Below are 24,493 nucleotides of genomic sequence, written 5' to 3' on the forward strand. Positions count from 1 at the left end.
CTCCAGAGCTTGATTAATAGTGTTCAGTTTTCACAGACCAAAAGACAGGTGAACCCATCTGCGTTGGCGCAGTCCGCACTTCTCTACGAGACGCTACGCCTAGCTTGCTTCCACGTTCACGGAGCGTGCCGTAGGCAAGTGGTACGACAAAGCTACTTCGACTGCGCTCAGTACAAGTCAGTGACCACCGCAGGCATCGCCACATCCACTGTTCTTGAAGTCTCTGAACATTTTTTTATATCAGGGCAACGCGGAACTTATAGGTTGTTCAAAGATTGGCAAAGTGAATCGCCAAGGTGGTTTTACCTTATACCTACGTTAGATAGCAGTGCTAACCGAAGTTATATGGGCGTTATCCAAGCAAATTCATATTACATTGATATTACAATATTACTAAGTTTATAGGTGTGGGATAATAGTTATTCCAGAAAGGAAATTATTCCTAAGTATAGTTTGTATGGATGTTAAATTTCAGGATACACAAGCAAATACCACTAAACAATTAAATTCAAGTAAACAGGCATCTCATAGCAAGCCATCCAAAACTTTTTCGATAGCGGAGGCAGTGGTAAAAATCCTGGAAGATATGGGAGTACAGTATGCCTTTGGTGTTTCGGGAGGTGCGATCGCGCCAGTATGGGCTGCATTACATCAAAGTTCCATCCAGGTGCTGCACTTTCGCCATGAAGCTGGAGCAGCTTTTGCAGCCATTGAGGCGTATTTTGCTAGCGATCGCCCGGTTGTGGTATTCACTACAACTGGTCCAGGGATCACCAACGCTTTGACAGGTCTATTAGCTGCTCGTTGGGAGGGCGCTAAGGTAATTCTTGTGTCAGCTTCAACCTCAGCACCACAGCGGGGACGTTGGGCTTTCCAAGAAACCAGCGCATACACTATGCCCAGCACAAGTATTTTTACTTCAGGGCAAATATTCCATTACGCAACTAATCTCGAATGTAGCGATGAACTCACAGAGATTTCTCGAAGGCTTGCCCTCGGGCTAGCACAATCAGGAGGATTCGTCGCGTATCTAAGTATCCCTACAAATATCCAGACAAGTTCACTAACAACTTCGTTGCCACGAGTAACTCTGTCTCATGCTGTAGCAACAGCAAGTGAAGAAACAATTGCAGAATGTGTCCGGTTACTGTCTGAAGGGCCCTTTGCCATCTGGGTTGGCTACGGTGCGCGTGATGCTGCCGAAGAGATTCGCCTGCTAGCAGAGAGAACAGGAGCTACGGTAATGTGTTCGCCGCGTGGTAAGGGGATTTTTCCCGAAGATCATCCACAATTTGTAGGAGTCACGGGCTTTGCTGGACACAAGTCAGTTTTGACATATATGCAAGAGTACTATCCTTTGCATACTTTGGTTCTGGGAACGCGCCTTGGTGAGTTTACATCGTTCTGGAACCCTACAATGATTCCTCAGCGGGGATTTTTGCATATTGACATTGACCGAGATGTCCCAGGAGCAGCATATCCAGATGCGAAGACGTTTGCTATCCAGTCTGACATAAAAGTGTTCATAAAGGAGCTGTTGAAGCATTTTTCTGAAACTAATAGTCGCCCAACAACAGTAACGCTGCCTCGACCTGAACTTGATTTAATCAAGCCATGTACAGGCAGTTTAGTGCGACCCAAAGTACTTATGGATGCGATTCAACAAGTGATTGTTGAAGGAAGCGATGCAGTAGTAATGGCTGAATCGGGTAACTCCTTTGCCTGGGGAATTCACCATCTGCGATTTACTAAACCAGGCCGCTTTCGGGTCAGCACTGGCTTCGGGTCTATGGGGCATTTCGTTACGGGCGTTGTAGGTACGGCATTGGCAAGAAATGGCAAGGCTGTCGCAATTGTCGGAGATGGTGCCATGCTTATGAATAACGAGATAAGCACAGCTGTGCAACACCAGATTCCTGCTGTCTGGATTGTACTTAACGACTCACGCTATAACATGTGCAAGCAGGGAACAACAATGCAAGGGTTCAAGGGTGTAAATGTAGAAATTCCGCAGACGGATTTCGTTAAGATTGCCAGCGGGATGGGAGCCGATGGAATTCGTGTCGAAAGGGAGTCTGACATTCAAGCTGCGCTAGAGAAAGCCCTTGTTTCAACTAATCCGTTCGTTGTTGATGTAATAATCGACCCAAGTTGGAAGGCACCGATTTCAAATCGTATTAATAACTTAATTTCTCAAAGCACTACAAATTATTGAAATAACCTTAAACATGGTGTACCATTCTGTGGGCATTTGCTCACTAGCAGTTACCTTTCCTAGCATTAGACGTACAAAAGATTACTACAAAGAAAAATATCCTGAGATAGTGGCTCAAGTAGAGCAAAAAAGCTTGGCAAGAATGATCTCTCTAAATAATTCCACGCCTAGCAACAAGTTTGAGTTAGAAATGATGCCTTATCTCTCAGATCCTTTTCGGGGCACTTTTGAACAGAGGATACTTGCTCCTAGTGAGTCGTCGCTGACCCTGGAGTATCGGGCAGCCAAGGATGCCATCAAAGCGGCAAAGCTTTCTGTCAATGACGTAGATCTCCTGCTCGTCGCCTCTTTTTTACCTGAACAAATCGGATTTGGCAATGCCGCCTTTCTTGCTCGTCAACTGGGACTACAGTGTGGCGCATGGAATCTTGATGGATCGTGTGCTAGTACCCTAATTGCCCTTCAAACTGCTTGTGCTTTAGTACAAGCAGGAATGCACCGCAATGTCCTAGTGGCGATCTCTTGTACGTACTCTCGCTTCTTCGATAAAGACGATACTCTTTCATGGTTTTTTAGCGATGGTGCTGGAGCTTTCCTAGTTAGTTCACTAAAACCAGACCAAGGCATTCTTGGTACAAAGACGGTTAATACTAGTATGTTGTGCGATCAATTGTCTTTTAAACTTACTGAGGACAAAGAAGGCAATCAACGGTTTCAAATGCAGGTACCCAAGGATACGAATAAAGCGATCGGCGAAACAGCTGCGGATTTACTGCTTACTTGTTGTAAGGGGGCTATTGCTGCTGCTGGTGTTACCCTGGAGCAAATTGACTTTTTTATTTTTAATACTCCCACTGCTTGGTTTGCAAGTTTCTGTACGCGTGTATTGGGTATTGACCCAGAACGCACAATCAATGTCTACCCTCTTTATGCAAACATTGGACCAGCGCTAACCCTAGCCAATTTGTACCACGCTACTCAACTTGGCAAAATTCACGAAAATGACTTGGTTTTGCTCTATGGCTTTGGTGCAGCCAGTTCTGCCTCTGCAAGCGTAATCCGCTGGGGCAGTGTGGCACTAGGTCCTGTTCCAGTCAATGAACCTGAATAGTTCGTTTCCTGCTAAAATACGCACCAGGATTTAAAGTGTAGTCAATAATTAAATGAACAAAACAATTCTGACGACAGGATTTTTCCTGTTGTCTTTCATGTTTCCGCTTAAAATCTTAGCGGCACAGAATTATGAGGATATTTATGTTTTTGGTGACAGCTTTTCAGACACAGGAAATGCATTCAATGCCACAAATAAAACCTTTCCCCCAAGCTCAACATACTTTAATGGACGTTTTTCTAATGATCCAGTTTGGGTAGAATACCTGGCACAAGAATTAGGATTATCCTTCAATCCTCGCAATAACTTTGCTTATGGAGGGGCTACCACCGGGGTGAATAACATTAGCGATCCTGCGTTACCCGGATTGCAAACCCAGATCGCTAACTTTACAGCCGAAAATCCGTCTGCTAATCCCAACGCCCTTTATATCGTCTGGGCTGGTGCTAATGATTACTTCAGTTACTTTGGAGGGGGTGTTCCCAACCCTAATCAGGCAGTTGCAAATATATCAGCAGCAGTCACATCGCTTGCTGTCATAGGCGCTGAAGATTTTCTGTTAGTTAATCAGCCAGATTTGGGAAAGTTTCCAGTTGCAAACTTCAACAGTCAAATACCTAGCTTGTTCAGTACGTTGACTGATGCACATAATTCTAGCTTAAACGCGACCATCAACTTTTTGAACCAGCAACTAGACCCTGATGTCAACATTATTTCTTTCAATGTTAATGACTTATTTAGGAGGATAATCGCCGAACCAAAGGAATTCGGTCTGACAAATGCTACCAACTATTGCATACAAGACTTATCAGTAGTGCCCTTAAATTTGCCCACCCAACCAGTCGCCTGTAATCCAGACGAATTTTTATTTTGGGATCCAGTTCATCCTACAGCCGCAGCTCATCGGCTTATTGGAGAATCTGCATTTTCAGTACTGAAGCCAGTGTCTGTCCCTGAACCTTCTAATGTGTTAGGGGTGTTAGCTTTTAGTGCTTTTGGTGCAGTTTCGGTACTGCAACGCCATTATCAGTTAATGCAGAACAAAGCAATTTAGAGGGAAAGTTACATCCATGACAGGTCAATTTGATGGAAAAGTAGCATTAGTTACTGGGGCTTCATCAGGCATTGGTCGGGCAACAGCGATCGCATTTGCACGTGTTGGAGCAAAGGTTGTAGCTGCCAGCCGTAGAATTGCCGAAGGGGAAGAGACTGTACGTCGCATACAAGAGGCAGGAGGAGAGGCTATTTTTATTCAAACCGATGTATCAAGGGTAACTGAAGTGGAAGCGTTGGTTAACAAGACAGTGGATACTTATGGTCGTTTGGACTGCGCTTGTAACAATGCCGGACGCGCAATTTTCAGACCACTCATTGAAATGCCAGAAGAAGACTGGAACCAAATGTTCGACGTAAATCTCAAAGGAATGTGGCTCTGCCTCAAGTATGAGATTAGCACGATGCTCAAACAAGAGGGCGGTGCAATTGTAAACGTTGCTTCAGTTGGTGGTGTGATAGGTGCCGCAGGTACTGCCGCCTATAGTGCCACTAAAGGTGGAGTTATTGCCTTAACCCGATCAGCGGCAATAGAATACGCTAAATCTGGCATCCGACTTAATATTGTAAGTCCCGGTAGTATTGAAACCGATATGTTAGCAAATGTGCCCACAGACCTACTCGCTCAAGTTGCAGCTGGGCATCCTGTAGGACGTATTGGCAAGCCAGAGGAGGTTGCAGAAGCTGTGGTATGGTTGTGTTCGGACGTAGCTTCCTTTGTTACAGGGCATAATATGATAATTGATGGGGGATATACCGCGCAGTAAGTGTGCTCTACTCCTGTTTATCAACCGCCCCTAAATCTTTCAGAGTACTTTTTTGAGCTTCAGTTAAACCTGTCACCTTGGTAATATTCATAGCTTCGTAGGGTCTATAGCTTCTCAAAGTTTTCAGGCAGATACCAGTATTGACATCCCAAAGCTTAATAGTCTCATCTTCACTGCTACTAACCAAGGTTTGACCGTCGGGGCTAAAAGCGACCGACCACACTAACTTGGTATGTGCTAACAAAGTTTTTACGCAACTGCTTGTGTTAAGATCCCATAGCTTAACCATTTGATCGCCGCTGCCACTTGCCAGCGTGCAATTATCCAGAAAGGCAACTGTGTATACCCCACTAGTATGCCCATATAAAGTTCCAAGACATTTACCTGTGCTGACATCCCAGAGTTTTACCGTTTGGTCAAAGCTGCCACTCGCCACTATATTACCATCAGGACTTAAAGCGACTGACCAAATCCAGTCAGTATGACCGTACATAGTTTGAAGGCAACGACCAGTGCTGACATCCCACAGTCTTACTGTTTGGTCGTTACTAACACTGACCAGCATCTTACTATCTTGGCTAAAAGCGACTGCCCATACCCAATGAGTGTGACCTTGTAAGGTTTTGAGGCATTGCCAGGTCTTAGTATCCCACAACTTCACTGTTTGGTCTTCACTGCTACTGGCAAGCATACTACCTTGGGGACTGAATGCAACTGATGTAACCCGATTACTATGTCCCAGCAAAATTTTGAGACATTCGCCAGTATTAGTATCCCACAACTTCACTGTTTGATCCTCACTGCCACTGGCAAGTATAGTACCTTGAGGACTGAAGGCTACTGATGTGACCCGATTACTATGTCCTCGCAAAGTTTTGAGGCACTGACCAGTATTAACATCCCATAACCTGACCATTTGGTCATTATTGCCACTAGCAAGTGTAGTACCTTGAGGACTGAAGGCTACTGACCAGATACCATTACAATAACCCTGAAAGGTCTTAAGGCATTGACCAATACTGACATCCCATAACTTTACAGTTTGGTCATCGCTGCCACTTACCAGCGTCTTACCTTCTGGACTAAACGCGACTGACCAAACCCTGCTATTATGTCCGTGTAGAGTGGTAAGGCAGCGACCAGTACTTGTATCCCAGAGTTTCACCGTTTGGTCATCACTGCTACTTGCCAGCATCTGACCATCATAACTGAAGGCAACAGAATTTACGCAATCAGTATGACCATACAAAGTCTGAAAGCATTGACCTGTACTGACATCAAATAGCCTGACAATTTGGTTATGACAGCCACTAGCCAGAGTTTGACAATCCGGGCTGAAAGCAACTGATTTACTCCCACTATTCTCAACCTGCATAGTTTTGAGGCATTGACCGCTGCTAGTATCCCACAACTTCACAGTTTGATCGTCACTGCCACTGGCAAGCATAGTACCTTGAGTACTGAAGGCGACTGATGTAACGCGATTACTATGTCCCCGCAAAGTTTTAAGGCATTCCGCGCTCCTAGTATCCCACAGCTTCACGGTATGGTCTTCACTGCTACTTGCAAGCAGGTGACCGTCTGGGCTGAAAGCAATTGACCAGATCCCACCACTATGACCTTGCAAATTTGCAAGGCATTGCCCCGTATTAGTATCCCATAGCTTGACCTTTTGGTCATCACCGCCACTAGCAAAAATATGACCATCGGGACTAAAAGCTACTGGCCAGATAAAACCTGTGTGCCCCTTGACGATAAGCAATTGTTTTCCATCCGCAACCTGATACAGGCGAATCTCACCACTAGTATCTCCCGTAGCCAAGAGTTTTCCATTAGGGCTAAATGCTACCGAATGAATTCCTCCCAGGGTTTCAACAAAAACAGACTTAGCTAGATTGGCGTAAGTGAAATTTACATTGCGTAAATTTACGTTGCGTAGATCTGCTTGCCAAACAGTTAGGTGAGAAAAATCATAGCCACTGACATCAGTTTGTATATGAGAGAGCAGATTGAGAATATTGCCAGCCGTATACCCTGGTTCTAAAGGAGATTCTTCTTGCAGTTTTGTAAGAATTTGAATTAACTGATTTTCAATTTTTCTTTTACTTCTTAAGCCATGAAATAAGCCATCTATAACTGGTTTGATGATAAGACGAACTTGAGTATCCTTAACATAGTCTTTAGCCGTCGCCTTCATTAAAGCATGACACCTAAACAAATGAATATTCTGAGTGACAATCTCTTCACAGACCTGTTCTATTAATCTACTAGTTATATACTCCATGACCACAGGCTGAAATGTGAAGAAGGCTGCACTTTTCTCAATCAGCGTCGGCGTTGGCATTAGCGTTCGCGCAGCGTCTCGTAAAGATGTCTTCTCGATTAGCGATCGCCTTACCAGAGATTCCACAGCCTCCATTAATTTTGCTTGCGGTACTTGTGATATAATGTCATCTCGCAATTCTGGAAGCGCCATTGGCTCACGATTAATCGCTAGCCAATACATTATTTCCTTTTCTAAATCTGACAAGCGTTCAAACTGCTGCTCTAAGATATCGCGAATGTCTCCAAAAACAGCTGTGTCTTGTTGTAAAAACCCAGTCACATTACCATCAAAAACATCTTCAATAGTCGTGGCAACTATCTTTAAGGCTAATGGATTGCCTGCGTAACGTTCAATCATTACTTTCCATTCATCTTCTGCCGCCGAGAGTCCCTTGAATTTTAAAATTTCTTGCCCTTCCGCCACCTTCAATCCACTCAGTGGCAATGAACGAACAGGTAGTGCTTGTCCTTCCAAAAATGCTATTTCTCTGGGTTTTTCACGACTAGTCAGCACTAAACAGCTTTGGTGAGTTGCTTCTCCCACCCGTCTTAAAAGCTCACCATATTCTTCATACCCTTCTCGATAAAGTCCGGCGCGGCTACCACTGCGGAGAATTGATTCTGCATTATCAAGGATCACTAAACAGCGATTATTTTCTAAATAATAGAGTAGTCGTGATACCCGATCGCTAAAACTTTCTGGTAAGTTACTTTCTGTTTCCTGTTCGTCAGATAGAAATTGGATTAAGTTACCCAGAATAATTTTAACAGGCGGTGCTTCTCGTAGCGATCGCCAGATCACATACTCAAAGTTGTCCTGAATTTTCTGAGCAAACTTTACAGACAGTGCTGTTTTTCCAATACCTCCTATTCCCAATAGTGCAACCAATTGGCAGTGTTCATTGAGAATCCATTGCTCTAGTGTAATCAGTTCTTCTATACGCCCGTAAAAAGTTGAGTTAAAGATAGCTTCTCCCCAATCTAGACGAGTATTTGAGCTTGAATAGTCACTTTTATCTATTTTTAAGTTAAAAACTGAAAAAAGCTTCTCAATAGTCTGTTTATCAACTCCTCCTTCCCGATTCAATACTTTCGAGATGGTGGCGGAATATAAACCAGAACGTACACTCATTTCTTCAAGAGTGTATCTATTTCCAAAATTTTCTTTTGCTTCTGACTGATGCTTTGCTTCTTTAATTTTTTGTAAACCCTTAGTAGTAAGTGCAACGCCACGCTTACGTCTCCAATTCTGTAAAGTCATGTATTAACTCACTGTTCGTTTAATCACTTTTTATTAAAAGGAATTATCTACTAGGTTGTTATGGATATGGGGTAATAGCCATAGCAAACGAATAATCTCATGTTGCTGAGGATTCAAAACAGCTATACTTCCTGTCTTAAGTAACAAAAACTACGTCATATATCCACTTATCTCAGTAACTCAACTCTGCTGCTCAAAAGGCTACTTGGGCTGTAGGGCATTGCTAATATCATCTCTTCAGCCAAAAGTTTATTTATTGCACTTGCTAATGGGAGAATTACTACGTATGTATTAATTTTTTAATACCTCGGATTTTACGTAATACTTTTGGGGCGTAAAGCTTAAGTTCAATCTCAAAATCTCGATTTTCACTGGTAAAGATAGCTCAGAATTGGCAATCTTGATAAGGAAAGTTTGTATATATCTAGCTTATCAATCAATGAATAAAACTGCTGCACTTAAATTTACCCGTTTGACAACCTCCAGTCAAAAAAGAGCGCTTAAGCGAATTACTGTAAACTTGGCATCAGATGAAGCCCAAAACCTTGAAAAGTATTGTGAACAAACAGGCAAACTACCTATAGACGTGATTCGAGAACTCATTCAAGCTTTGCCTTGACCTGTTGAACGTTGACGCCAAGTCTGAAAAGCGCCAGTCCAGAAGAGTTATAGCTTTAGTAGAAGGCGTTGCAGATTTGGATAAAGGTTTCCAATTTGACTTTGACGTGAGTAATTGCAAGAGCAGTAATCATAGATTAGATCCTGACGACTGTATATTTGCTACCTCAATGCTGTTGTTTGTTGCGAAAATTTGGAACAATATGGGCTAGAGATTATTTTATGACGAAGATGACGACAGAATAAGGATAGTCACCGAACCAAAAAAATATTCTCTCACTCCTCGTTGTGCAACTCAATAATAGCGATCGTGTCATCTTATTTTCGGCGCGTTGCGCCCATCGTAAATGGGTGCAGCACGCCAGAAACTAAATTTTTACATTCCTCTCAATCATCACAAAAAATTACTACCTCTTAATTTAAGGCCTCCAATTAAACCAAATTCTAATGCTTATATCTTGAAAATGAACCAAGGTAAAATTGTTCGCAAATCTACTTTTATTTAGTCAGTGGCAAGGCTCGAATAAGTTCTCTAATTACATCTGTTGCTGGTCTGCCTGTCTGTTCACAATATTTTTCAAGGTTTTTGGCTTCATTTGATGCCAGGTTTATAGTGATTCGCTTGACTGCCCATTTTTTGTTCATACTGAAACAGATAAATCGTGTAATCATCACTTCAAATCCTGATTTTACCTTCCAACTGGAAAGTAACCTAAATTTTGGATATACTGATATACCCTTTCAATAGGACACGTTGTAAATAAATATTGCAGATGTGCTTTACTGATTTACTAACTTGTCTATAAATGATAGAGGAATAATCAATATTTGGTACTTTATCATTTAATTTTTTATCCCTTTTAACTTAGGCTGTAATCTCATACCTACACGTTTACTGGGCGTAGCAAGCTATGTGCAGCAGCAACCACAGGACAAGGGCGACACATAAAGTCGCCAGTGTCTACAACAAGAGCGAGCGAATAGTCTAGAGTTAGCGAATTACAGCGCACTTGGCAAATAAAGATAAATTATAAAAATATCCTTGTCTATTCAATATTCATTCATCATTGAAAGTGTAGGTTTAGAGCGATATTATTACTCGATTTACAAAAAATATCTATGGCATCTAGTTAATTCTAGATTATCCAATTTTTATAGCATTTAAATTAAGTTGTAAAGCTGCTTAATTCATATCAATAACTGAATGAATATTGGCAGAATATCTATTTATACTATTCTAATTAGAGTCCTACTTGAAGCTTAATTGTAATTAATTTGTAATTAACAATATTGCAGAAAGCCTTAACCTAAATTTGTACTAAGTTTAACTCAACCTTTGCTTACGCTGTATGCCTTAGTAAGAAGATTGTGTAGTAACTATGGTAAAATACTGTATTTCAATCGGGTTTTAGATGTATTAATACCATTAACCCAGAGCTAAAAGTCAAATTGGAGGTTCTTACGAGTTGCTGATTAGTGCATTAAGGATCGGAGATTCATAGAAACTGCAACTGACCTAATTACATATACTCCGAGCCAAATTACCTGGAGTGTAGGCACATGAGACGCACAGATGCTGCTTGAATGGCGGAAAACTAGGTGTCTATGTCCTAATACGATTCGCTTAAAGGGGAAAGGGGAAGAAAAATCTTTAACCCTTAACCTTTTCCCCAAAGGTAATTCTGAGTTCAAAATGCTTATCCGAACCGTATTGGGTTCTACGTCCACAGCATGACATTTGCATATTTTCTGTGGAGTTTTCTTAACTATTCTTGAGGAGTACAAATGCTTGAGGCTATCGCTGTTGCTTGGTTATTATTGTTTTTTGGCGATTTTTTATCTACATTCTTTTATCACGTACCCGAGCACGTTTTTGGTAGCCTTCATTTAAAAACGCACCACTCCTGGAAGAAAGACTTCCGCCACTACGCTATTTTGACTTTTAATCACCAAGTTCTTTTAGATGGAATCTTGGGAGCTTTACCTTATGTACTTATAGCAGTAGTCTTGTGGTCTTTCTCTCCGATTGGCGTTATCTCTGGATTACTGTTTGGTCAGTTTCATGTATGGTGGAGACACATAAGTGTACTGGGTTGGCAAACTCCAAAGCCTGTAAATATTTTATGTCAAATTCTATTTATTACCACTCCTGAGAGACACTGGTTACATCATCACAAAACTAATTTAGGTTTCGGCGATATTTTCACCTTCTTTGAACAACCAGCACAAATGTGGTTACGCTGGCTGCGACTACTCAGACTTCGTTTTCGTGATTCTCGGATATAACTAAAATTAGCGCTTACATAAATACTTTTTAAAATTACTAAAAGAAGCTGCGATCGCAGCTTCTTTTAGTAGACTTAAGAAAATTATTCTACTCTCATAAATGCGCTCACCTAATATACTCATAAAGCTAATTCCCAATTTATGAGGAGTAGCGACAAGAGACATGAATTTACCATAGATTTAAATCTATGCTTTTATCTAATTAAAAAATTTTTACTTATAGTTATTCTAGAATTCAAACAGTAAGCGAGTTATAAGAACGTAAGAATGCCTCTGGTACAGAGTTTAAAGGTATTCACTACCGCTCGACTTCACTGTTATATCACTAATGTTTTTGGGAAAACTAGTCTTAATTAGTAAATATATTATATCCCTAGATTTTTATGACAATTCCTTTCTTTTCGGGAGATACTAGGCGTAGCTTGCTTATGCAAAGGGGTGAATTGCAATACAGTGTAGGTGTCTCTTTGAGAGACTACGCCAACGAATCAACACTGATTGCTAAAAATTTGCAATCTGCTCTAGATGAGGTGTTTCATGCCCGCAGTTAGCCTCAGAAAGATGCTCAACAAAAAAGAGTTGCCATCTCTTATTCATAACTTAGTCTACCAGTTCAACATCGCGATTGATGTTGAACTGGTAGACGGCACGAAACTGATTAGCATTGGGGAGCAAACTGTAGAAAATCGATATCCAATCGAGGTTTCAGGAGAAATCATCGGTTGGGTTGTTGGGCAAGAACAGGCAACTCTACTTGCAAATTTGCTCTCATTTCTGGCAAAGCAGGAAGCTGAAAAGAAAGTACTCGCCAAAGAATTGCTAGAGCGATATCAGGAAATTGATTTGTTTGACGATATCTCGACTCAACTGACAACAAGTTTAGATACGCGACAGATTGCCCAACTTGTGCTTCAAGAATTGAGTCAATTAATTGAATCATCTGCGGGGATGATTCTGCTTTTGAGTCCAGATGCAAGTGCGTTTGAAATTATTGCCGAATTCGGAGTGTTTTTTGACCACAATCAGCCAGAACCGGGTAAGGGAATTATCGGTAACATTGTGCAATCCAACCGGGCAGAACTCGTCAATGATGTGCAAGCCGATCCGCGATTAGAGGGGCAAAAAAAGGTTAGTGCGATGATTTGTGTACCTTTACGAGCCAAAGAGCGGGTACTGGGAGCGATCGCTATTGGAACGGCCAAAACTGACTCATACAAGGCTGAACACCTGAAACTGGTAAGTATCTTTGCCTCTCAAACAGCGATCGCTATTGACAAAGCTGTGCTTTACGAGCAAAGCACTCAAGCCGCCGTCCAGGCAAAAGCCCAAACACAGAAGCTTCAGCAAGCTCTCCATGAGTTGCAATTGGCCCAAACTAAATTGATCCAAAGCGAAAAAATGTCCAGTCTAGGACAACTCATTGCCGGAGTTGCCCACGAAATCAACAACCCGGTTAATTTTATTTACGGCAATTTAAGGTATGTTGCCGAATACGCCCAAGATTTGTTGCACCTATTAGAAAAGTATCAGAAATTCCTACCTGTTGCTCCTCCAGAACTGGAATCAGAGTTAGACGATATAGACCTGGAATTTATCATGCAGGATCTCCCCAAACTGCTAGATTCGATGAAACTAGGCACAGGTCGCATCGTAGAAATTGTCCAATCCCTGAAAAACTTCTCCCGCCATGACGAAGCAGAAATGAAAGCTGTCAACATCCACGATGGCATTGATGGGACGCTGATGATTCTTCACCATCGCCTGAAAGCGGCTATTCGCCGACCGAAAATTGAAATTGTTAAAGACTATGCCAAACTTCCCTTGATAGAATGCTACCCCGGACAGTTGAATCAGGTATTTATGAACATCCTGGCAAATGCCATTGATGCTCTAGAGGAGGGAATGGGCAATGAAGAAATATCTCTCCCTACGGGGCAAATCACCATTCGTACTGAATTCCTCGACAACCAGTGGGTTGTGATTCGCATTGCCGACAACGGCCCAGGTATGAAGGAGGAAGTAATCCGTCGCATTTACGATCCCTTCTTCACCACGAAAGATGTTGGCAAGGGAACCGGGTTAGGCATGGCAATCAGCTACCAAATTGTTGTAAACAAACATCGGGGAATGCTTAAGTGTCGTTCTCAACCGGGTGAAGGCACAGAATTCTGGATTCAGATTCCAGTCAATTGTGCATTGGCAGACGCTGCTGAAGAACAAAATAGCGCTTCTGAGTCGCCAGTTCCTACAACCGAATTATCCTCCACTTCCGATGCCGACGGCTTCATTCCATCAACAGCCCCAATGCTCAAACCAACGGATTTGCTGATCCGCCACACTCAATTGATCCAGCGACTTTCGCAGCACAGTCCAGCTGTAGAAGGTGCATCACCCGATCAAATTTACCAGATGTTTCAACACCACCCAATTTCGTTAAAGCTTTACGCCACTTTATTGTCTTGGTTTTGTTGTTCTAACCCTACTCAAACACGCCACTAAAGAAACCTCAACCATGTTTAAACAACTTGATGAATCCAACAGTCAGCTATTTGAACTATGTCCTGTTGGGCTAGTACTATGCCGAACAGATGGGACACTAATTAACATCAACCCCGCCTATGCTGCGATTTTGGGGCGCACTGTTCCAGAAACCTTGAATCTTAACTATCACCAGATTACTCCTGAAAACTATGCGATCGCCGACCAAGCTACGCTAGAGAACCTAGAACAAACTGGTCGCTATGGTCCTTATGAGAAGGAGTTAATCCACAAAGATGGGCATCTGGTTTCAGTCAGGATCTCTGGACTGATGATTGAGAAAGATGGAGAGCAGCTGATCTGGTCTAGCGTGGAGGATATGAGCGACCTTCGACGCGTTCAGCAGGAACGCCAACATCATGAGCAAATCCTGAAACAGAGTGAAGCCCGATACCGCTCTCTAGTAACTGCTAATACACAAATTGTCTGGGTAAGTACACCAGAAGGAATTTGCTTTGAACTGGCAAGCTGGATAGCTTATACAGGTCAAACTCTAGCTGAAGCGGAAAATGGGGGCTGGATTGATGCCGTTCATCCTGACGATCGCGCCTACACCGGAGAAGTCTGGAGTAATGCCGTGGCAAACCTGAGTATGTATCAAATTGAATACCGAATTCGTGGCAAGGATGGCAACTATCGCTACTTTTGGGTCTGGGGTGCGCCCGTTATAGAAGAAGATGGCAGCGTCCGAGAGTGGATTGGCACCTGCACCGATATTCACGAGCGCAAGCTGGCAGAAGCCGAAAATCAACGTCTTAAAGAACGATATCGCTCGTTAGTAACTGCTACTTCACAGATCGTCTGGGGAGCTACCCCGGAAGGGCTGGGAATAAGTAGTGAAATGCTCACCTGGATGGACTATACGGGGCAGAGCGAAGCTGAAGTTGAAGGTTGGGGCTGGATCGATCCAATTCACCCCGATGACCGTGCCAACTCCACAGAAGTTTGGAATGCTGCTGTGGCAAACCGAGGTATCTACCAAACCGAATATCGGCTGCATGGCAAGGATGGCACATACCGCTACTTCTCTGTCTGTGGTGCCCCCGTCTTGGAAGAAGACGGCAGTATTCGGGAATGGATTGGCACCTGTACTGATATTCACGATCGCAAGCTGGCAGAAGCTGAAAATCAACGTTTATTGGATATGTTGAATCACTCCAGCGATGCCATCATTGTCCGCGACATGAACGACAAAATTTATCACTGGAATCAAGGTGCTGAAAGGCTTTACGGTTGGACGCGTGAGGAAGTGAAAGACCAATACATTCACGCATTTCTAAAATCAACCTTTTCAAAACCTTTAGAAGAAATTCTATCAGAGTTTCTCCGGGAGGGCACTTGGGAAGGAGAACTGGAACACATCACGCGCGATGGTAGACCGATTACCGTTCAGAGCCGCTGGACTTTGCAACGAGATTTATCCGGTCAGCCCTGCGCTATGCTAGAAATCAATACCGATATTACAGCCCGCAAACAAGCAGAAATCGCTCTGCGCCAACTGAATCAAGAACTGGAAGCCAGAGTTGTCGATCGCACAGCTGCCCTGCAAAATACCCTAGCAGAAGCGCAGGGATTAAATGCCATTTTAGATAACTTAGCAGATGGTTTGTTAGTGGCAGACACTACAGGACAAATTACCCACTTCAATCCTGCCTTTTTAGCCATGTATGGATTGACAGCCACCGCCCTTAATGGTCATTACCGAGGACTACCGATATCTGGTTTAGCAGACCTAATTGCACGAACTCAGTCCCATCCTGGAGAAGTGTTCTCTGCCGAAGTTGCACTCACCAAGGAACGCATTGGTCAGGCAGTGGCAACCGCTATTTTCAAAAAGACGACAGATTCAGAATCCGCTGCCTGCTTTGGTTCGGCGCTGCTGATTCGGGATGTGACGGCAGAAAAGGAAATCGACCAGATGAAAACCGACTTCATCTCAACAGTTTCCCATGAGCTGCGGACGCCACTAACTTCTGTCCTCGGTTTTGCATCCATCATTCAAGAAAAGCTGGAAACCGATGTGTTCCCAATGATTTCTACCGAAGACCGGAAGCTTCAGAAAACGATTAAGCGGGTGGCTGACAATCTCAACATTATTGTGTCGGAAGCAGAACGGCTCACATCTTTGATTAACGATGTTCTGGACATCGCCAAGATGGAAGCAGGTAAGGTGGAATGGCAGATGCAGCCCCTCGATCCCAGTGAATTACTGGATTGGGCAACCAATTCTACCGCCGGGTTATTTGAAACCAATGGCTTGCAATTGGTCAGCGAGATTGAACCTGGACTGCCTCAGATAGTAGGCGATCGCAACCGTTTGCTGCAAGTTTTAATCAACCTGATTTCCAATGCCGTTAAGTTTACCGAATCTGGTTGTGTCACCTGTCGCGTCAAACAAGGAAACGACGGTGTTTGCATTAGCGTCATCGACACAGGCATTGGGATTGCACCTGAAGACCAGCCGAAGGTATTCGAGAAATTCCGCCAAGTTGGTGACACCCTCACCGACAAACCCAAAGGCACAGGGTTAGGACTGCCCATCTGTAAACAAATCGTCGATCATCACGGCGGTAGAATCTGGGTTGAGAGTGAACCAGGTAAAGGCAGCATATTTTCGTTCATCATTCCCACCTACGCCAGCGATCAAAAAACCACTGCTAATCTGAATTTGGATACCCTAGTCAAACAACTCAAAGAACACGTCATCACCAAAAACGCTGTGCTGAACCAAAACCGTAAAACCATTTTGGTTGTAGATGATGATGCTAATATTCGGGAACTGCTTCGTCAACAACTGGAAAACGAAGGCTACAACGTTCGCGAAGGAAAAGACGGTATGGATGCAATTCATCAAATCAAAATAGCCCGTCCCGATCTGATTCTTTTGGATGTGATGATGCCCCAAATCAATGGCTTCGATGTGGCAGCCGTTCTCAAAAACGATCCTCAGACCGCAGACATTCCGATCATTATTCTGTCAATTATTGAAAACAAAGAACGGGGCTACCATATTGGCATCGATCGCTATCTCACCAAGCCGATTGACACAGAAAAACTCCTCAACGAAATTGGCTCACTGCTTTACCAAGGCACTTCTAGTAAAAAGGTATTGGTTGTAGATAAAAATGCATCAGCCTTAAAAACCCTATCAGATGTACTGCAAACTCAGGGATACAGCGTGATTGAAGCCTCCGATCCGCAAGAATGTATTTATCAAGCCCTGTCAGCCAAACCTGACATGATCATCATCGATTCTATCTTCTCTCAAGAAGCCGATTTGGTGAAAACCCTCCGGTTTGAGAAGGAGTTGGAAAATGTATTTTTTATTATGCTGTCAGAACAGTAATTGCTAGGGAGTGGGGATTAAAGACTGGGGACTGGTAAGCTAACGCACCTAAATATTGCACTATTTTCCGTGTAGACCGTCATTGGTCACTTGTACTGAGTTTCGACTGCGTGGTAATCGAGCAAAGTCCGTAACAGGTTAAATCATTATTCTAATCCCCAATCTTTAATTCCCAATGCCCAATGCTCAATCCCCACTTCCCAATCCAATACGGTTCGGTTAAAGGGGAAAGGGAAAGGGGGAAAAACTTTTAACCCTTAACCTTTAACCTTTTCCCCAAAGGTAATTCTGAGTTCAAAATGCTTATCCGAACCGTATTGCTTCCCAATCCTCAATCACCAATCCCCATGACCCAGAAAATTTTAATTGTTGACGATGAACCCAATATCTTGATTTTGATGGAACAAGCCTTAGAAGCATTAGAAGATGAGGGTGTTGAACTTCTAACTGCTAGAAATGGAGAAGAAGCTCTCGAAACTATTAAAACTGAAAAACCAAACCTAGTTTTTCTTGATGTAATGATGCCGAAAATGAATGGTCTGCAAGTCTGCCATATTGTAAAACATGACCTGCAAATGACTGACATCTACATCATAATTTTGACAGCTAAGGGACAGGAATTTGATAAACAAAAAGGAATTGAGGTTGGTGCAGATTTATATCTAACTAAACCATTTCGCCCCAAAGAAGTACTTGAAAAATCAATGCAGGTGTTGGGTTTTTAAGGAAATTTATGAAGGCTTTTCATCTGCGATCGCTTCCAATTTAACGTAGGCGATCGCAGTACTTTATTTGCCGTGCTAATTCATACGTAATAGTGTAGCCACCACTGAGATTTACACCAGTCAAATCGCTGCTACTCAAATCAACCTCCCTAAAATTTCTTTCTCCAGCAGCTTACCTTTCCAGCAATTCTTCAATATCCATAACTTACCTATTGCATCAAATAACACATATAAAGATAACCCACTCAATCTGTGGCAAATCCCCTTTGACCCTACCAACTCTTCTATAGCAACGAAGCTCTTAGATTTTTAGTTTGCTATTTGTTGGTAATGACAAATCTTTAAGGTAGGCGTACAGGTTAGCAGAGCCGACACAAGGAAAGAAAACCTTTCTCCTGCCCCTGCTGATTCAGAAGGTAATTCTGGGAAAGCTTAATTTGTGAGAGCGAGAGGCTTTTGCCAGAAGGAACTAGAATTAGGAAACACCTAGCTGGGTTCTTCTGACTTTTGAAATTAGGAGTGCATGTGTGCCAAAATCCCCTAAATATTTGCTGATTGGATCAACCGAGAATTACAGCGGTAAATCTGCAACTGTTCTGGGTTTGTCTCATCAGCTACAGCAAAAAGGTCTGGATATTACTTACGGTAAACCACTTGGTACGTCTTTCAATTCGTCTAGTGGAACCGTAATTGAAGAAGATGTCCAGTTCATCGCTCTTAGCCTCAATTTGCCGGAAAACCGCATTGCACCAACAATGCTGGCTTTGGATGAACCAAATGTGCAAAAGCGCTTACGGGGGGAAGACAAAACCGATTATCAGCAGTCCCTAATACAGCAATATTTACATAAATCTCAAGGAGATGTGGTGTTACTGGAGGGGCCTGGTGATTTATCCGAAGGCAATTTGTTTGACTTGTCTTTACTGCAAATGGCTGAAGTATTGGATGCTGGCGTGCTGTTAGTAGCCCGCTATAAATCGTTGCTTTCGGTTGAGGCACTGTTAGCTGCTAAAAGGCGTGTGGGCGATCGCTTGATTGGAACTGTGATCAATGATATCCCTGTCACCCAACTAGAAGCAGTTGAAACTCTCGTGCTACCATTTTTGGAACAGCAAGGTATTCCGGTGCTAGCAATGCTGCCAAACAGCGATTTGCTCCGTAGTGTGAGTGTTGGCGAACTAGTCAAACAGTTAAAGGCTGATGTTCTCTGTCGTAACGATCGCATGGATTTGTTGGTAGAAAGTCTGGCAATTGGAGCGATGAATGTCAATTCAGCTGTGAAATATTTCCGCAAACGCCGGAATATGGCAGTGGTGACAGGAGGCGATCGGGTGGAAATTCAGCAAGCGGCTTTGGAAACTTCTACCCAATGTTTAATTCTCACTGGGCAACTACCACCCCCACCGTTCATTCTCAGTCGTGCTGAAGAACTAGAAATACCCATTTTGTCTGTTGACTTAGATACCCTAACTACTGTAGGAATTGTTGACCGCACTTTTGGTCAAGTCCGTGTCCATGAGCCGATTAAGGTTCAGTATATTCGTCAGTTGATGTCCGAGCATTTTGACATTGACCGCTTGTTATCCAAACTAGGTTTAACTCCCGCAGCGGCATTGTCTTAGATTCATCAACTCAAACTTATTAAGAGCATCCATGCTCAGTTATCAGTTAGGAGGCTGTATTGCTAGGATACAGCTGGTTCGCCGTCACCTCCCAAGGGACGGCGTGCTGTTTCCTTCCGCCCCATAGCTGGTACGTGCTTAGTTGCAGCAGTTAATCCAAAGACAGGCATATTGCCATAAATCGCCTTATATCTTCCCGGTTTTATGAAATTAAGTTTCGTGCCAAATGCCCACACTGCCATCAGCACTAATGGCTTGATTAAACCTTTACCAAGCTTTTGACTGGATTTCTGGCAAAACGCTCCAAATCCTAGAACTATCGCCAATTAGAAGAGCGTTACTTTCAGAATCCGCAAGAACTCCCAGAAGCAGGCAAATTTCAGTATTTGACTTTCCTAAATGGCATTAGTTACGAAACACATTGGCTAGCTTGGTGTAACCAACTAATGGAGTTACTAAACCAAACAATCGAAAAATAGTCGTAATCTCTAACTTAAGTTTTCCTCGTATCTACACGCTGTTTGGTAAAATATCTGGGTCGTTTAATCTGATTATCTTTATCTTTGAGCCAATCAACAGACCTTATTAACCTCGATACATTAGCGCAAGAACTGGCGACAATCCAGCAAACTGGTTCTAAAAGAATTGCCTTGCTAGGTTCTCGTCATGTACCGATTACGCATCAGAATCTTATTGAAATGATGACTTATGCCCTAGTTTTATCGGGTAATCGAATCATTACTTCTGGTGCTACAGGTACAAATTCAGCGGCCATCAAGGGAGCAACGCGGGCTGATGCAAATTTGTTGACGGTAATTCTACCCCAAAGCCTGGAACGCCAGCCTTTAGAATCGCGCCAGCAACTAGAACAGGTAATGCATCTAGTCGAAAATCCCAGTAATGATAATCTGTCTCTGGCAGAAGCTAGTTATTTGTGCAACAAGGAAATTGTCTCCCGTTGCCAGCAACTAATCTGCTTTGCGTTTCACGACAGCCGCACTCTGTTACAAACTTGTCAGGATGCAGAAGAACAAAGAAAAGTGGTGACGCTTTTCTACTTTGATTAGTCATTTGTCATTTGTCTTTTGTCATTTGCATTTGACTAATGACTGATGACTGATGACTTATGACTAATAACCAACGACTAATAAGTAATGATAATTTTTTTGTACTTGATCGCTGCTGCCGCCGTTCTAATTTACGTGCCATTTTTGCTAGTAGCTTATGCCCGTGCGCGTATTGGATATGAAATGTTTTCTACTCCTCGCGCCATGTTTGATAAATTGCCACCTTATGCCCAACGGGCTACTTGGGCACATCAGAACACCTTTGAAGCCTTTATGATATTTGCCGCAGCTGCATTGATGGCTTATGTGACTGGTGTAAATTCTTTTACAGCCCAAGTAGCTGCGATCGCCTTTGTGGCTGCCCGTTTCCTATACTCGATTTTTTATATTTTGAATATACCCCTTTTGCATTAGCGTAGCTCCTCTGAAAAGAGGCTCGCTGATGTTTGGCATTGGCATCCCTGGCTCTGCCACTCTCTTTTTCTTGAGCATCATCCAAGCTACTAGTTAAGTGGGAAGTGGAAGAGACGTGATTAATTGCGTCTCTACTAGGAAGTGGGTAGTGTAAAGACATAGGAAAATAACAATACCCAATGCTCAACGCCCCATGCCCCATCTAAAATCCAAAATCTAAAATCCAAAATGTTTTATGGCTTCTACTTTTTCCTTTGACATTGTGAGCGACTTTGACCGCCAAGAGTTGGTTAACGCTGTCGATCAAGTTATACGAGATATCAAAGGTCGTTACGACCTCAAAGACACTGAAACTACTGTCGAGTTAGTTGAAGAAAGCATTAACGTTAGTACGGACAGCGAGTTTACCTTAGATTCTGTACACACCATTCTGCGAGAAAAAGCCGCCAAGCGTAACCTCTCCCAGAAAATCTTTGATTTTGGCAAAGTTGAATCAGCCAGTGGTAATCGCGTGCGTCAAGAAATCAAACTCAAAAAAGGCATTAGTCAGGAAATCGCCAAACAAATTTCCAAATTGATCCGCGACGAATTCAAAAAGGTACAAGCCTCAATTCAAGGGGATGCTGTGCGGGTTTCTGCCAAATCTAAAGATGACTTGCAAGTTGTAATGCAGCGTCTGAAACAAGAAGACTACCCAGTTGCTTTGCAATTTACAAATTATCGTTAACAGATTCGTAATTCGTAGTTAAGAATTCAATTACGAATTACGAATGACGTTAGCGCAGCGCGGTTTCATACGAAAAAAGAAAAATACATAAGTCTTGATTTCTCGTTTTTTAGCATGGCTTTTTACCCCACTTCCATTCCTCTCCCCCACAGGGGGAGAGGCTTTGAAATCCAGTTTTAGTTTTTTTCTCTGTTTGTATGAAACCACCCTGCTACCCCAAATTATTGAGGGGATACGTATTGTTTTACTCTGATTGCAGAGAAAATATTCAGTAAAAACCCCTTTGTGACAGTTAGGGTGCAGAATGTGGGTTAGATGCGTTTGCCCCAGCAATTCCCGGATTTCTCACTTGTGAGAAATCCGGGAAGCACTATCTCACCATTTCAATTACCCGTTTATCAACTTCAGCTTTAACTTCTTCATGCCAATTTGGTAGCTCAGGTTGATATTGATAGCTCTTAAATTCTTGACGCAATTTAGCAATATGGCTGTTGTAGGGTAAATTTCGAGTCTGAAAGCGAAAAATTAGATCTGCGATCGCTAACTTTCTCGATAAGATCAAGAAGCGAAAGATATGATATAAGCTGCGCGGTGCTAATAGTCCTTTTAAACCAAAAGCTTTCCATTGCAACTTCGTATACCAAGCAGCTGTATAAAATGCAGTAGCTTTGATGCCAGTAAAAACATTGGTGCGTCGAGGTTCTAACTTGGCATTCTCCAGGAAGTGTTTATCAAATAATTTGCCTGTGTAATAGTGTCCAATCAACTGATCGGCACGCAACTGATCCATAAAACCAATATTGGCTCCTTTTTCTGCTAATTCATTCAGCTGTTTATACACATCCAAGAAAAAGTTCATGTTCTCCTCTACAACACCGGTAGCCATAGAGATGAATTTTAAATCTAAATGCCATTTACCTATGTACATTGGCACCAAAACACCAAACCACCACATTGGATCTGAATATACACGCCAGCTCATCACACTAGCGTTACCCAATTGTTTAGGATGATTGCTGACAAGAAGATTAACATTACGTTGGAATAAAAGATTGAAATTGTTATAAGCTACTCGTTTTTCCTCTGCATCACTTTCACCAGCCAACTTAGCACGTATCACTTCGGTTACACTCTCAACAGCCATTGCAATCATTGTTGATCCCAAGCTATAAAGAGCATCAAAAATGCAAGCAGCATCGCCAATTACATACCAATTATCATCAGAAAGAATTGTTTTACTTCTGTGAGCTAACCTTGGCAAGTAATGAAACTCTAAGTGCTCGCCACTTTTCAGAAGTTGATACAGAACATTATGATTGGCTTTGAGAAAGGCATAAAACTTTTCTTCAGTATTAACTTGCGAAGCAGAGATGGCGTCATTGTGGTGAACAACTCCTACTGATAAATCCATAGTATCTTTATCTAAAGGAATCATCCACAACCAATGACCAGTTCCCATCCAGTGATTAGTAGCGTAATAACGGCTAGCAAGTGTTTCATTACCATGTAAACCGTTATCAAATATCTTACGGTCTACATTTCTAACCCATACCCATGCAGATCCAGTATCAATTTCATAAAGTTCCTTTTTATCAAAGATCAGATTATCTGTTTTGCGTCCAATAATAAACTTGCGACCAGCGGCATCAATAATATGTTTGGCTTTGAGTTCTAAATATTCACCGCTAGTTTTGACTTTTACGGTTTTGATTGCATCTTTTGGAGCTAATTCTACATCAAGCACGCGACCATTATAATAGGTAGTTCCCATCTGCTTATTCATTTCCAGCACGTCTCGGTCAAATTTAGCGCGATTGATATGAAAAGATGGGAGGTGAAGTTGCCGATTAACCCAAGTGGTATAGTAATCGCTCATCGATTCTGTTTTATTTGGGTTTTTAGGCCAGTGAAAATTCAATCCTGACTTTGGTGTATGATTTTCAATCATATACTCTTGCAAACCTAATTCTCGAAACAGAAACATAGCAGCAATTTCGACTGTAGATTCACCAAGCCTGTGATCTGTTCTTTTCGGTTCTTCAGGACGAGAATCAACTATAGCAACCCGAATATTAGGGATTTTGAGTAATAGATGACGGGCTTGGCACACGCCTGCGAATCCTGCACCGATGATGACAACGTCGTATTCTAGTGTTTGAGTAGAAGTGTTCATTAATTATTCCTGAAGTGAATAGTAGTGGGAGATTGCAAAATTTTTAGTAAGTACAAGATGTGAATAAAACTAATTTTTTGTAACTCAATTTAATTAGCTTTCACAGAAGTGAGTTGTACTTCACTAGGCTTATTGTTATTTCCAGAATTTATTAGTTGTTGAGTTGGAGAATTACATAATTTATTCAAGACTTCCATTGTTGTCAAAACTAGTATTGTGTTGTCAGCTACACTTTCTCTTGCATA

19 protein-coding genes and 3 pseudogenes are annotated in these 24,493 nt (G+C 42.4%); 15 read left to right on the top strand and 7 right to left on the bottom strand.

Features of this window, described 5'->3' with window-relative positions; all coding sequences use genetic code 11:
* Positions 1 to 13 precede the first annotated feature (13 nt).
* Complete coding sequence (locus tag RMY27_RS20350; RefSeq protein ID WP_322666205.1) at positions 14 to 205, bottom strand: hypothetical protein; 192 nt, start codon at positions 203 to 205, stop codon at positions 14 to 16.
* Positions 206 to 457: 252 nt separating this feature from the next.
* Here RMY27_RS20350 and RMY27_RS20355 point away from each other — a divergent pair, with 252 nt between their 5' ends.
* The 4 genes from RMY27_RS20355 to RMY27_RS20370 are packed head-to-tail and all read left to right on the top strand — an operon-like array spanning position 458 to position 5,146.
* On the top strand, positions 458 to 2,215 hold the full coding sequence (locus RMY27_RS20355; RefSeq protein WP_322666207.1) for a ScyA-related TPP-binding enzyme: 1,758 nt from the start codon (positions 458 to 460) through the stop codon (positions 2,213 to 2,215).
* A 13-nt stretch (positions 2,216 to 2,228) separates the two neighbouring features.
* Entirely contained in the window at positions 2,229 to 3,326 is a 1,098-nt protein-coding gene (locus RMY27_RS20360; RefSeq protein WP_322666208.1) for a 3-oxoacyl-ACP synthase III family protein, read from the top strand.
* 52 nt (positions 3,327 to 3,378) lie between these two features.
* Positions 3,379 to 4,380: an SGNH/GDSL hydrolase family protein gene (locus RMY27_RS20365; RefSeq protein ID WP_322666210.1), complete on the top strand. Its 1,002-nt coding sequence runs from the start codon at positions 3,379 to 3,381 to the stop codon at positions 4,378 to 4,380.
* Between the two features lie 16 nt (positions 4,381 to 4,396).
* A complete protein-coding gene (locus RMY27_RS20370) occupies positions 4,397 to 5,146 on the top strand; it encodes an SDR family oxidoreductase (RefSeq protein ID WP_322666212.1) in 750 nt (249 codons plus the stop codon).
* 7 nt (positions 5,147 to 5,153) lie between these two features.
* Here the strand turns inward: RMY27_RS20370 and RMY27_RS20375 are convergent, their stop codons facing one another.
* A complete protein-coding gene (locus RMY27_RS20375; protein WP_322666214.1) occupies positions 5,154 to 8,732 on the bottom strand; it encodes an NB-ARC domain-containing protein in 3,579 nt (1,192 codons plus the stop codon).
* A gap of 439 nt (positions 8,733 to 9,171) precedes the next feature.
* On the opposite strand from RMY27_RS20375, the gene RMY27_RS20380 reads away from it, so the two are divergent.
* Positions 9,172 to 9,351: a CopG family transcriptional regulator gene (locus tag RMY27_RS20380; RefSeq protein ID WP_322666216.1), complete on the top strand. Its 180-nt coding sequence runs from the start codon at positions 9,172 to 9,174 to the stop codon at positions 9,349 to 9,351.
* A gap of 497 nt (positions 9,352 to 9,848) precedes the next feature.
* Here RMY27_RS20380 and RMY27_RS20385 read toward each other — a convergent pair whose 3' ends face one another.
* Positions 9,849 to 9,995 (bottom strand): ribbon-helix-helix protein, CopG family, encoded by a 147-nt coding sequence (locus RMY27_RS20385; protein WP_094348756.1) that lies wholly within the window; start codon positions 9,993 to 9,995, stop codon positions 9,849 to 9,851.
* A gap of 1,140 nt (positions 9,996 to 11,135) precedes the next feature.
* Between RMY27_RS20385 and RMY27_RS20390 the strand changes: the two genes are divergently transcribed.
* Positions 11,136 to 11,636, top strand: a complete 501-nt coding sequence (locus tag RMY27_RS20390; RefSeq protein ID WP_322666218.1) for a fatty acid hydroxylase — start codon at positions 11,136 to 11,138, stop codon at positions 11,634 to 11,636.
* 6 nt (positions 11,637 to 11,642) lie between these two features.
* Here the strand turns inward: RMY27_RS20390 and RMY27_RS20395 are convergent, their stop codons facing one another.
* Positions 11,643 to 11,801 carry a hypothetical protein gene (locus RMY27_RS20395; protein WP_322666220.1) on the bottom strand — a complete coding sequence of 53 codons (159 nt, stop codon included), beginning with the start codon at positions 11,799 to 11,801 and terminating at the stop codon, positions 11,643 to 11,645.
* Between the two features lie 218 nt (positions 11,802 to 12,019).
* Between RMY27_RS20395 and RMY27_RS20400 the strand changes: the two genes are divergently transcribed.
* From RMY27_RS20400 to RMY27_RS20415, 4 genes are all read left to right on the top strand, one after another.
* Complete coding sequence (locus RMY27_RS20400; protein WP_322666222.1) at positions 12,020 to 12,187, top strand: hypothetical protein; 168 nt, start codon at positions 12,020 to 12,022, stop codon at positions 12,185 to 12,187.
* On the top strand, positions 12,174 to 14,135 hold the full coding sequence (locus RMY27_RS20405; RefSeq protein WP_322666224.1) for an ATP-binding protein: 1,962 nt from the start codon (positions 12,174 to 12,176) through the stop codon (positions 14,133 to 14,135). The genes RMY27_RS20400 and RMY27_RS20405 overlap by 14 nt, the downstream gene beginning before the upstream one ends.
* A gap of 13 nt (positions 14,136 to 14,148) precedes the next feature.
* Positions 14,149 to 17,520, top strand: a complete 3,372-nt coding sequence (locus RMY27_RS20410) for a PAS domain S-box protein (RefSeq protein ID WP_322666226.1) — start codon at positions 14,149 to 14,151, stop codon at positions 17,518 to 17,520.
* Between the two features lie 347 nt (positions 17,521 to 17,867).
* Positions 17,868 to 18,245, top strand: coding sequence for a response regulator transcription factor (locus tag RMY27_RS20415; RefSeq protein WP_194045060.1), 378 nt, complete (start codon positions 17,868 to 17,870; stop codon positions 18,243 to 18,245).
* 40 nt (positions 18,246 to 18,285) lie between these two features.
* On the opposite strand, the pseudogene RMY27_RS35575 reads toward RMY27_RS20415, so the two are convergent.
* Positions 18,286 to 18,402, bottom strand: a pseudogene (locus RMY27_RS35575) (pentapeptide repeat-containing protein); the annotation flags it as partial.
* Positions 18,403 to 18,772: 370 nt separating this feature from the next.
* Between RMY27_RS35575 and RMY27_RS20420 the strand changes: the two are divergent.
* Entirely contained in the window at positions 18,773 to 19,867 is a 1,095-nt protein-coding gene (locus RMY27_RS20420; protein WP_322666228.1) for a phosphotransacetylase family protein, read from the top strand.
* Positions 19,868 to 19,929: 62 nt separating this feature from the next.
* Here RMY27_RS20420 and RMY27_RS20425 read toward each other — a convergent pair whose 3' ends face one another.
* Positions 19,930 to 20,193: a hypothetical protein gene (locus tag RMY27_RS20425; RefSeq protein WP_322666230.1), complete on the bottom strand. Its 264-nt coding sequence runs from the start codon at positions 20,191 to 20,193 to the stop codon at positions 19,930 to 19,932.
* Between the two features lie 45 nt (positions 20,194 to 20,238).
* Between RMY27_RS20425 and RMY27_RS20430 the strand changes: the two are divergent.
* The 4 genes and pseudogenes from RMY27_RS20430 to RMY27_RS20445 all read left to right on the top strand — a co-directional run.
* Positions 20,239 to 20,346: pseudogene (locus RMY27_RS20430) on the top strand (PadR family transcriptional regulator); the annotation flags it as partial.
* 84 nt (positions 20,347 to 20,430) lie between these two features.
* On the top strand, positions 20,431 to 20,934 hold the full coding sequence (locus tag RMY27_RS20435; RefSeq protein ID WP_041565591.1) for a hypothetical protein: 504 nt from the start codon (positions 20,431 to 20,433) through the stop codon (positions 20,932 to 20,934).
* A gap of 87 nt (positions 20,935 to 21,021) precedes the next feature.
* Positions 21,022 to 21,445 (top strand): annotated as a pseudogene (locus tag RMY27_RS20440) (MAPEG family protein).
* A 138-nt stretch (positions 21,446 to 21,583) separates the two neighbouring features.
* Positions 21,584 to 22,075 (top strand): YajQ family cyclic di-GMP-binding protein, encoded by a 492-nt coding sequence (locus RMY27_RS20445; RefSeq protein ID WP_012411046.1) that lies wholly within the window; start codon positions 21,584 to 21,586, stop codon positions 22,073 to 22,075.
* A 370-nt stretch (positions 22,076 to 22,445) separates the two neighbouring features.
* Here the strand turns inward: RMY27_RS20445 and RMY27_RS20450 are convergent, their stop codons facing one another.
* Positions 22,446 to 24,248, bottom strand: coding sequence for an NAD(P)/FAD-dependent oxidoreductase (locus tag RMY27_RS20450; RefSeq protein ID WP_322666232.1), 1,803 nt, complete (start codon positions 24,246 to 24,248; stop codon positions 22,446 to 22,448).
* Positions 24,249 to 24,493: the final 245 nt, after the last annotated feature.

The organism is Nostoc sp. DedQUE09 (assembly GCF_034530915.1).
Taxonomy (GTDB): domain Bacteria; phylum Cyanobacteriota; class Cyanobacteriia; order Cyanobacteriales; family Nostocaceae; genus Nostoc.

Coding starts and splice junctions, on each gene's coding strand:
- RMY27_RS20385 (WP_094348756.1), bottom strand. CDS start 9,995: ATGAACAAAAAATGGGCAGTCAAGCGAATCACTATAAACCTGGCATCA.
- RMY27_RS20375 (WP_322666214.1), bottom strand. CDS start 8,732: ATGACTTTACAGAATTGGAGACGTAAGCGTGGCGTTGCACTTACTACT.
- RMY27_RS20350 (WP_322666205.1), bottom strand. CDS start 205: ATGTGGCGATGCCTGCGGTGGTCACTGACTTGTACTGAGCGCAGTCGA.
- RMY27_RS20405 (WP_322666224.1), top strand. CDS start 12,174: ATGCCCGCAGTTAGCCTCAGAAAGATGCTCAACAAAAAAGAGTTGCCA.
- RMY27_RS20365 (WP_322666210.1), top strand. CDS start 3,379: ATGAACAAAACAATTCTGACGACAGGATTTTTCCTGTTGTCTTTCATG.
- RMY27_RS20360 (WP_322666208.1), top strand. CDS start 2,229: ATGGTGTACCATTCTGTGGGCATTTGCTCACTAGCAGTTACCTTTCCT.
- RMY27_RS20415 (WP_194045060.1), top strand. CDS start 17,868: ATGACCCAGAAAATTTTAATTGTTGACGATGAACCCAATATCTTGATT.
- RMY27_RS20370 (WP_322666212.1), top strand. CDS start 4,397: ATGACAGGTCAATTTGATGGAAAAGTAGCATTAGTTACTGGGGCTTCA.
- RMY27_RS20355 (WP_322666207.1), top strand. CDS start 458: ATGGATGTTAAATTTCAGGATACACAAGCAAATACCACTAAACAATTA.
- RMY27_RS20395 (WP_322666220.1), bottom strand. CDS start 11,801: ATGTCTCTTGTCGCTACTCCTCATAAATTGGGAATTAGCTTTATGAGT.
- RMY27_RS20450 (WP_322666232.1), bottom strand. CDS start 24,248: ATGAACACTTCTACTCAAACACTAGAATACGACGTTGTCATCATCGGT.
- RMY27_RS20380 (WP_322666216.1), top strand. CDS start 9,172: ATGAATAAAACTGCTGCACTTAAATTTACCCGTTTGACAACCTCCAGT.
- RMY27_RS20410 (WP_322666226.1), top strand. CDS start 14,149: ATGTTTAAACAACTTGATGAATCCAACAGTCAGCTATTTGAACTATGT.
- RMY27_RS20400 (WP_322666222.1), top strand. CDS start 12,020: ATGACAATTCCTTTCTTTTCGGGAGATACTAGGCGTAGCTTGCTTATG.
- RMY27_RS20390 (WP_322666218.1), top strand. CDS start 11,136: ATGCTTGAGGCTATCGCTGTTGCTTGGTTATTATTGTTTTTTGGCGAT.
- RMY27_RS20445 (WP_012411046.1), top strand. CDS start 21,584: ATGGCTTCTACTTTTTCCTTTGACATTGTGAGCGACTTTGACCGCCAA.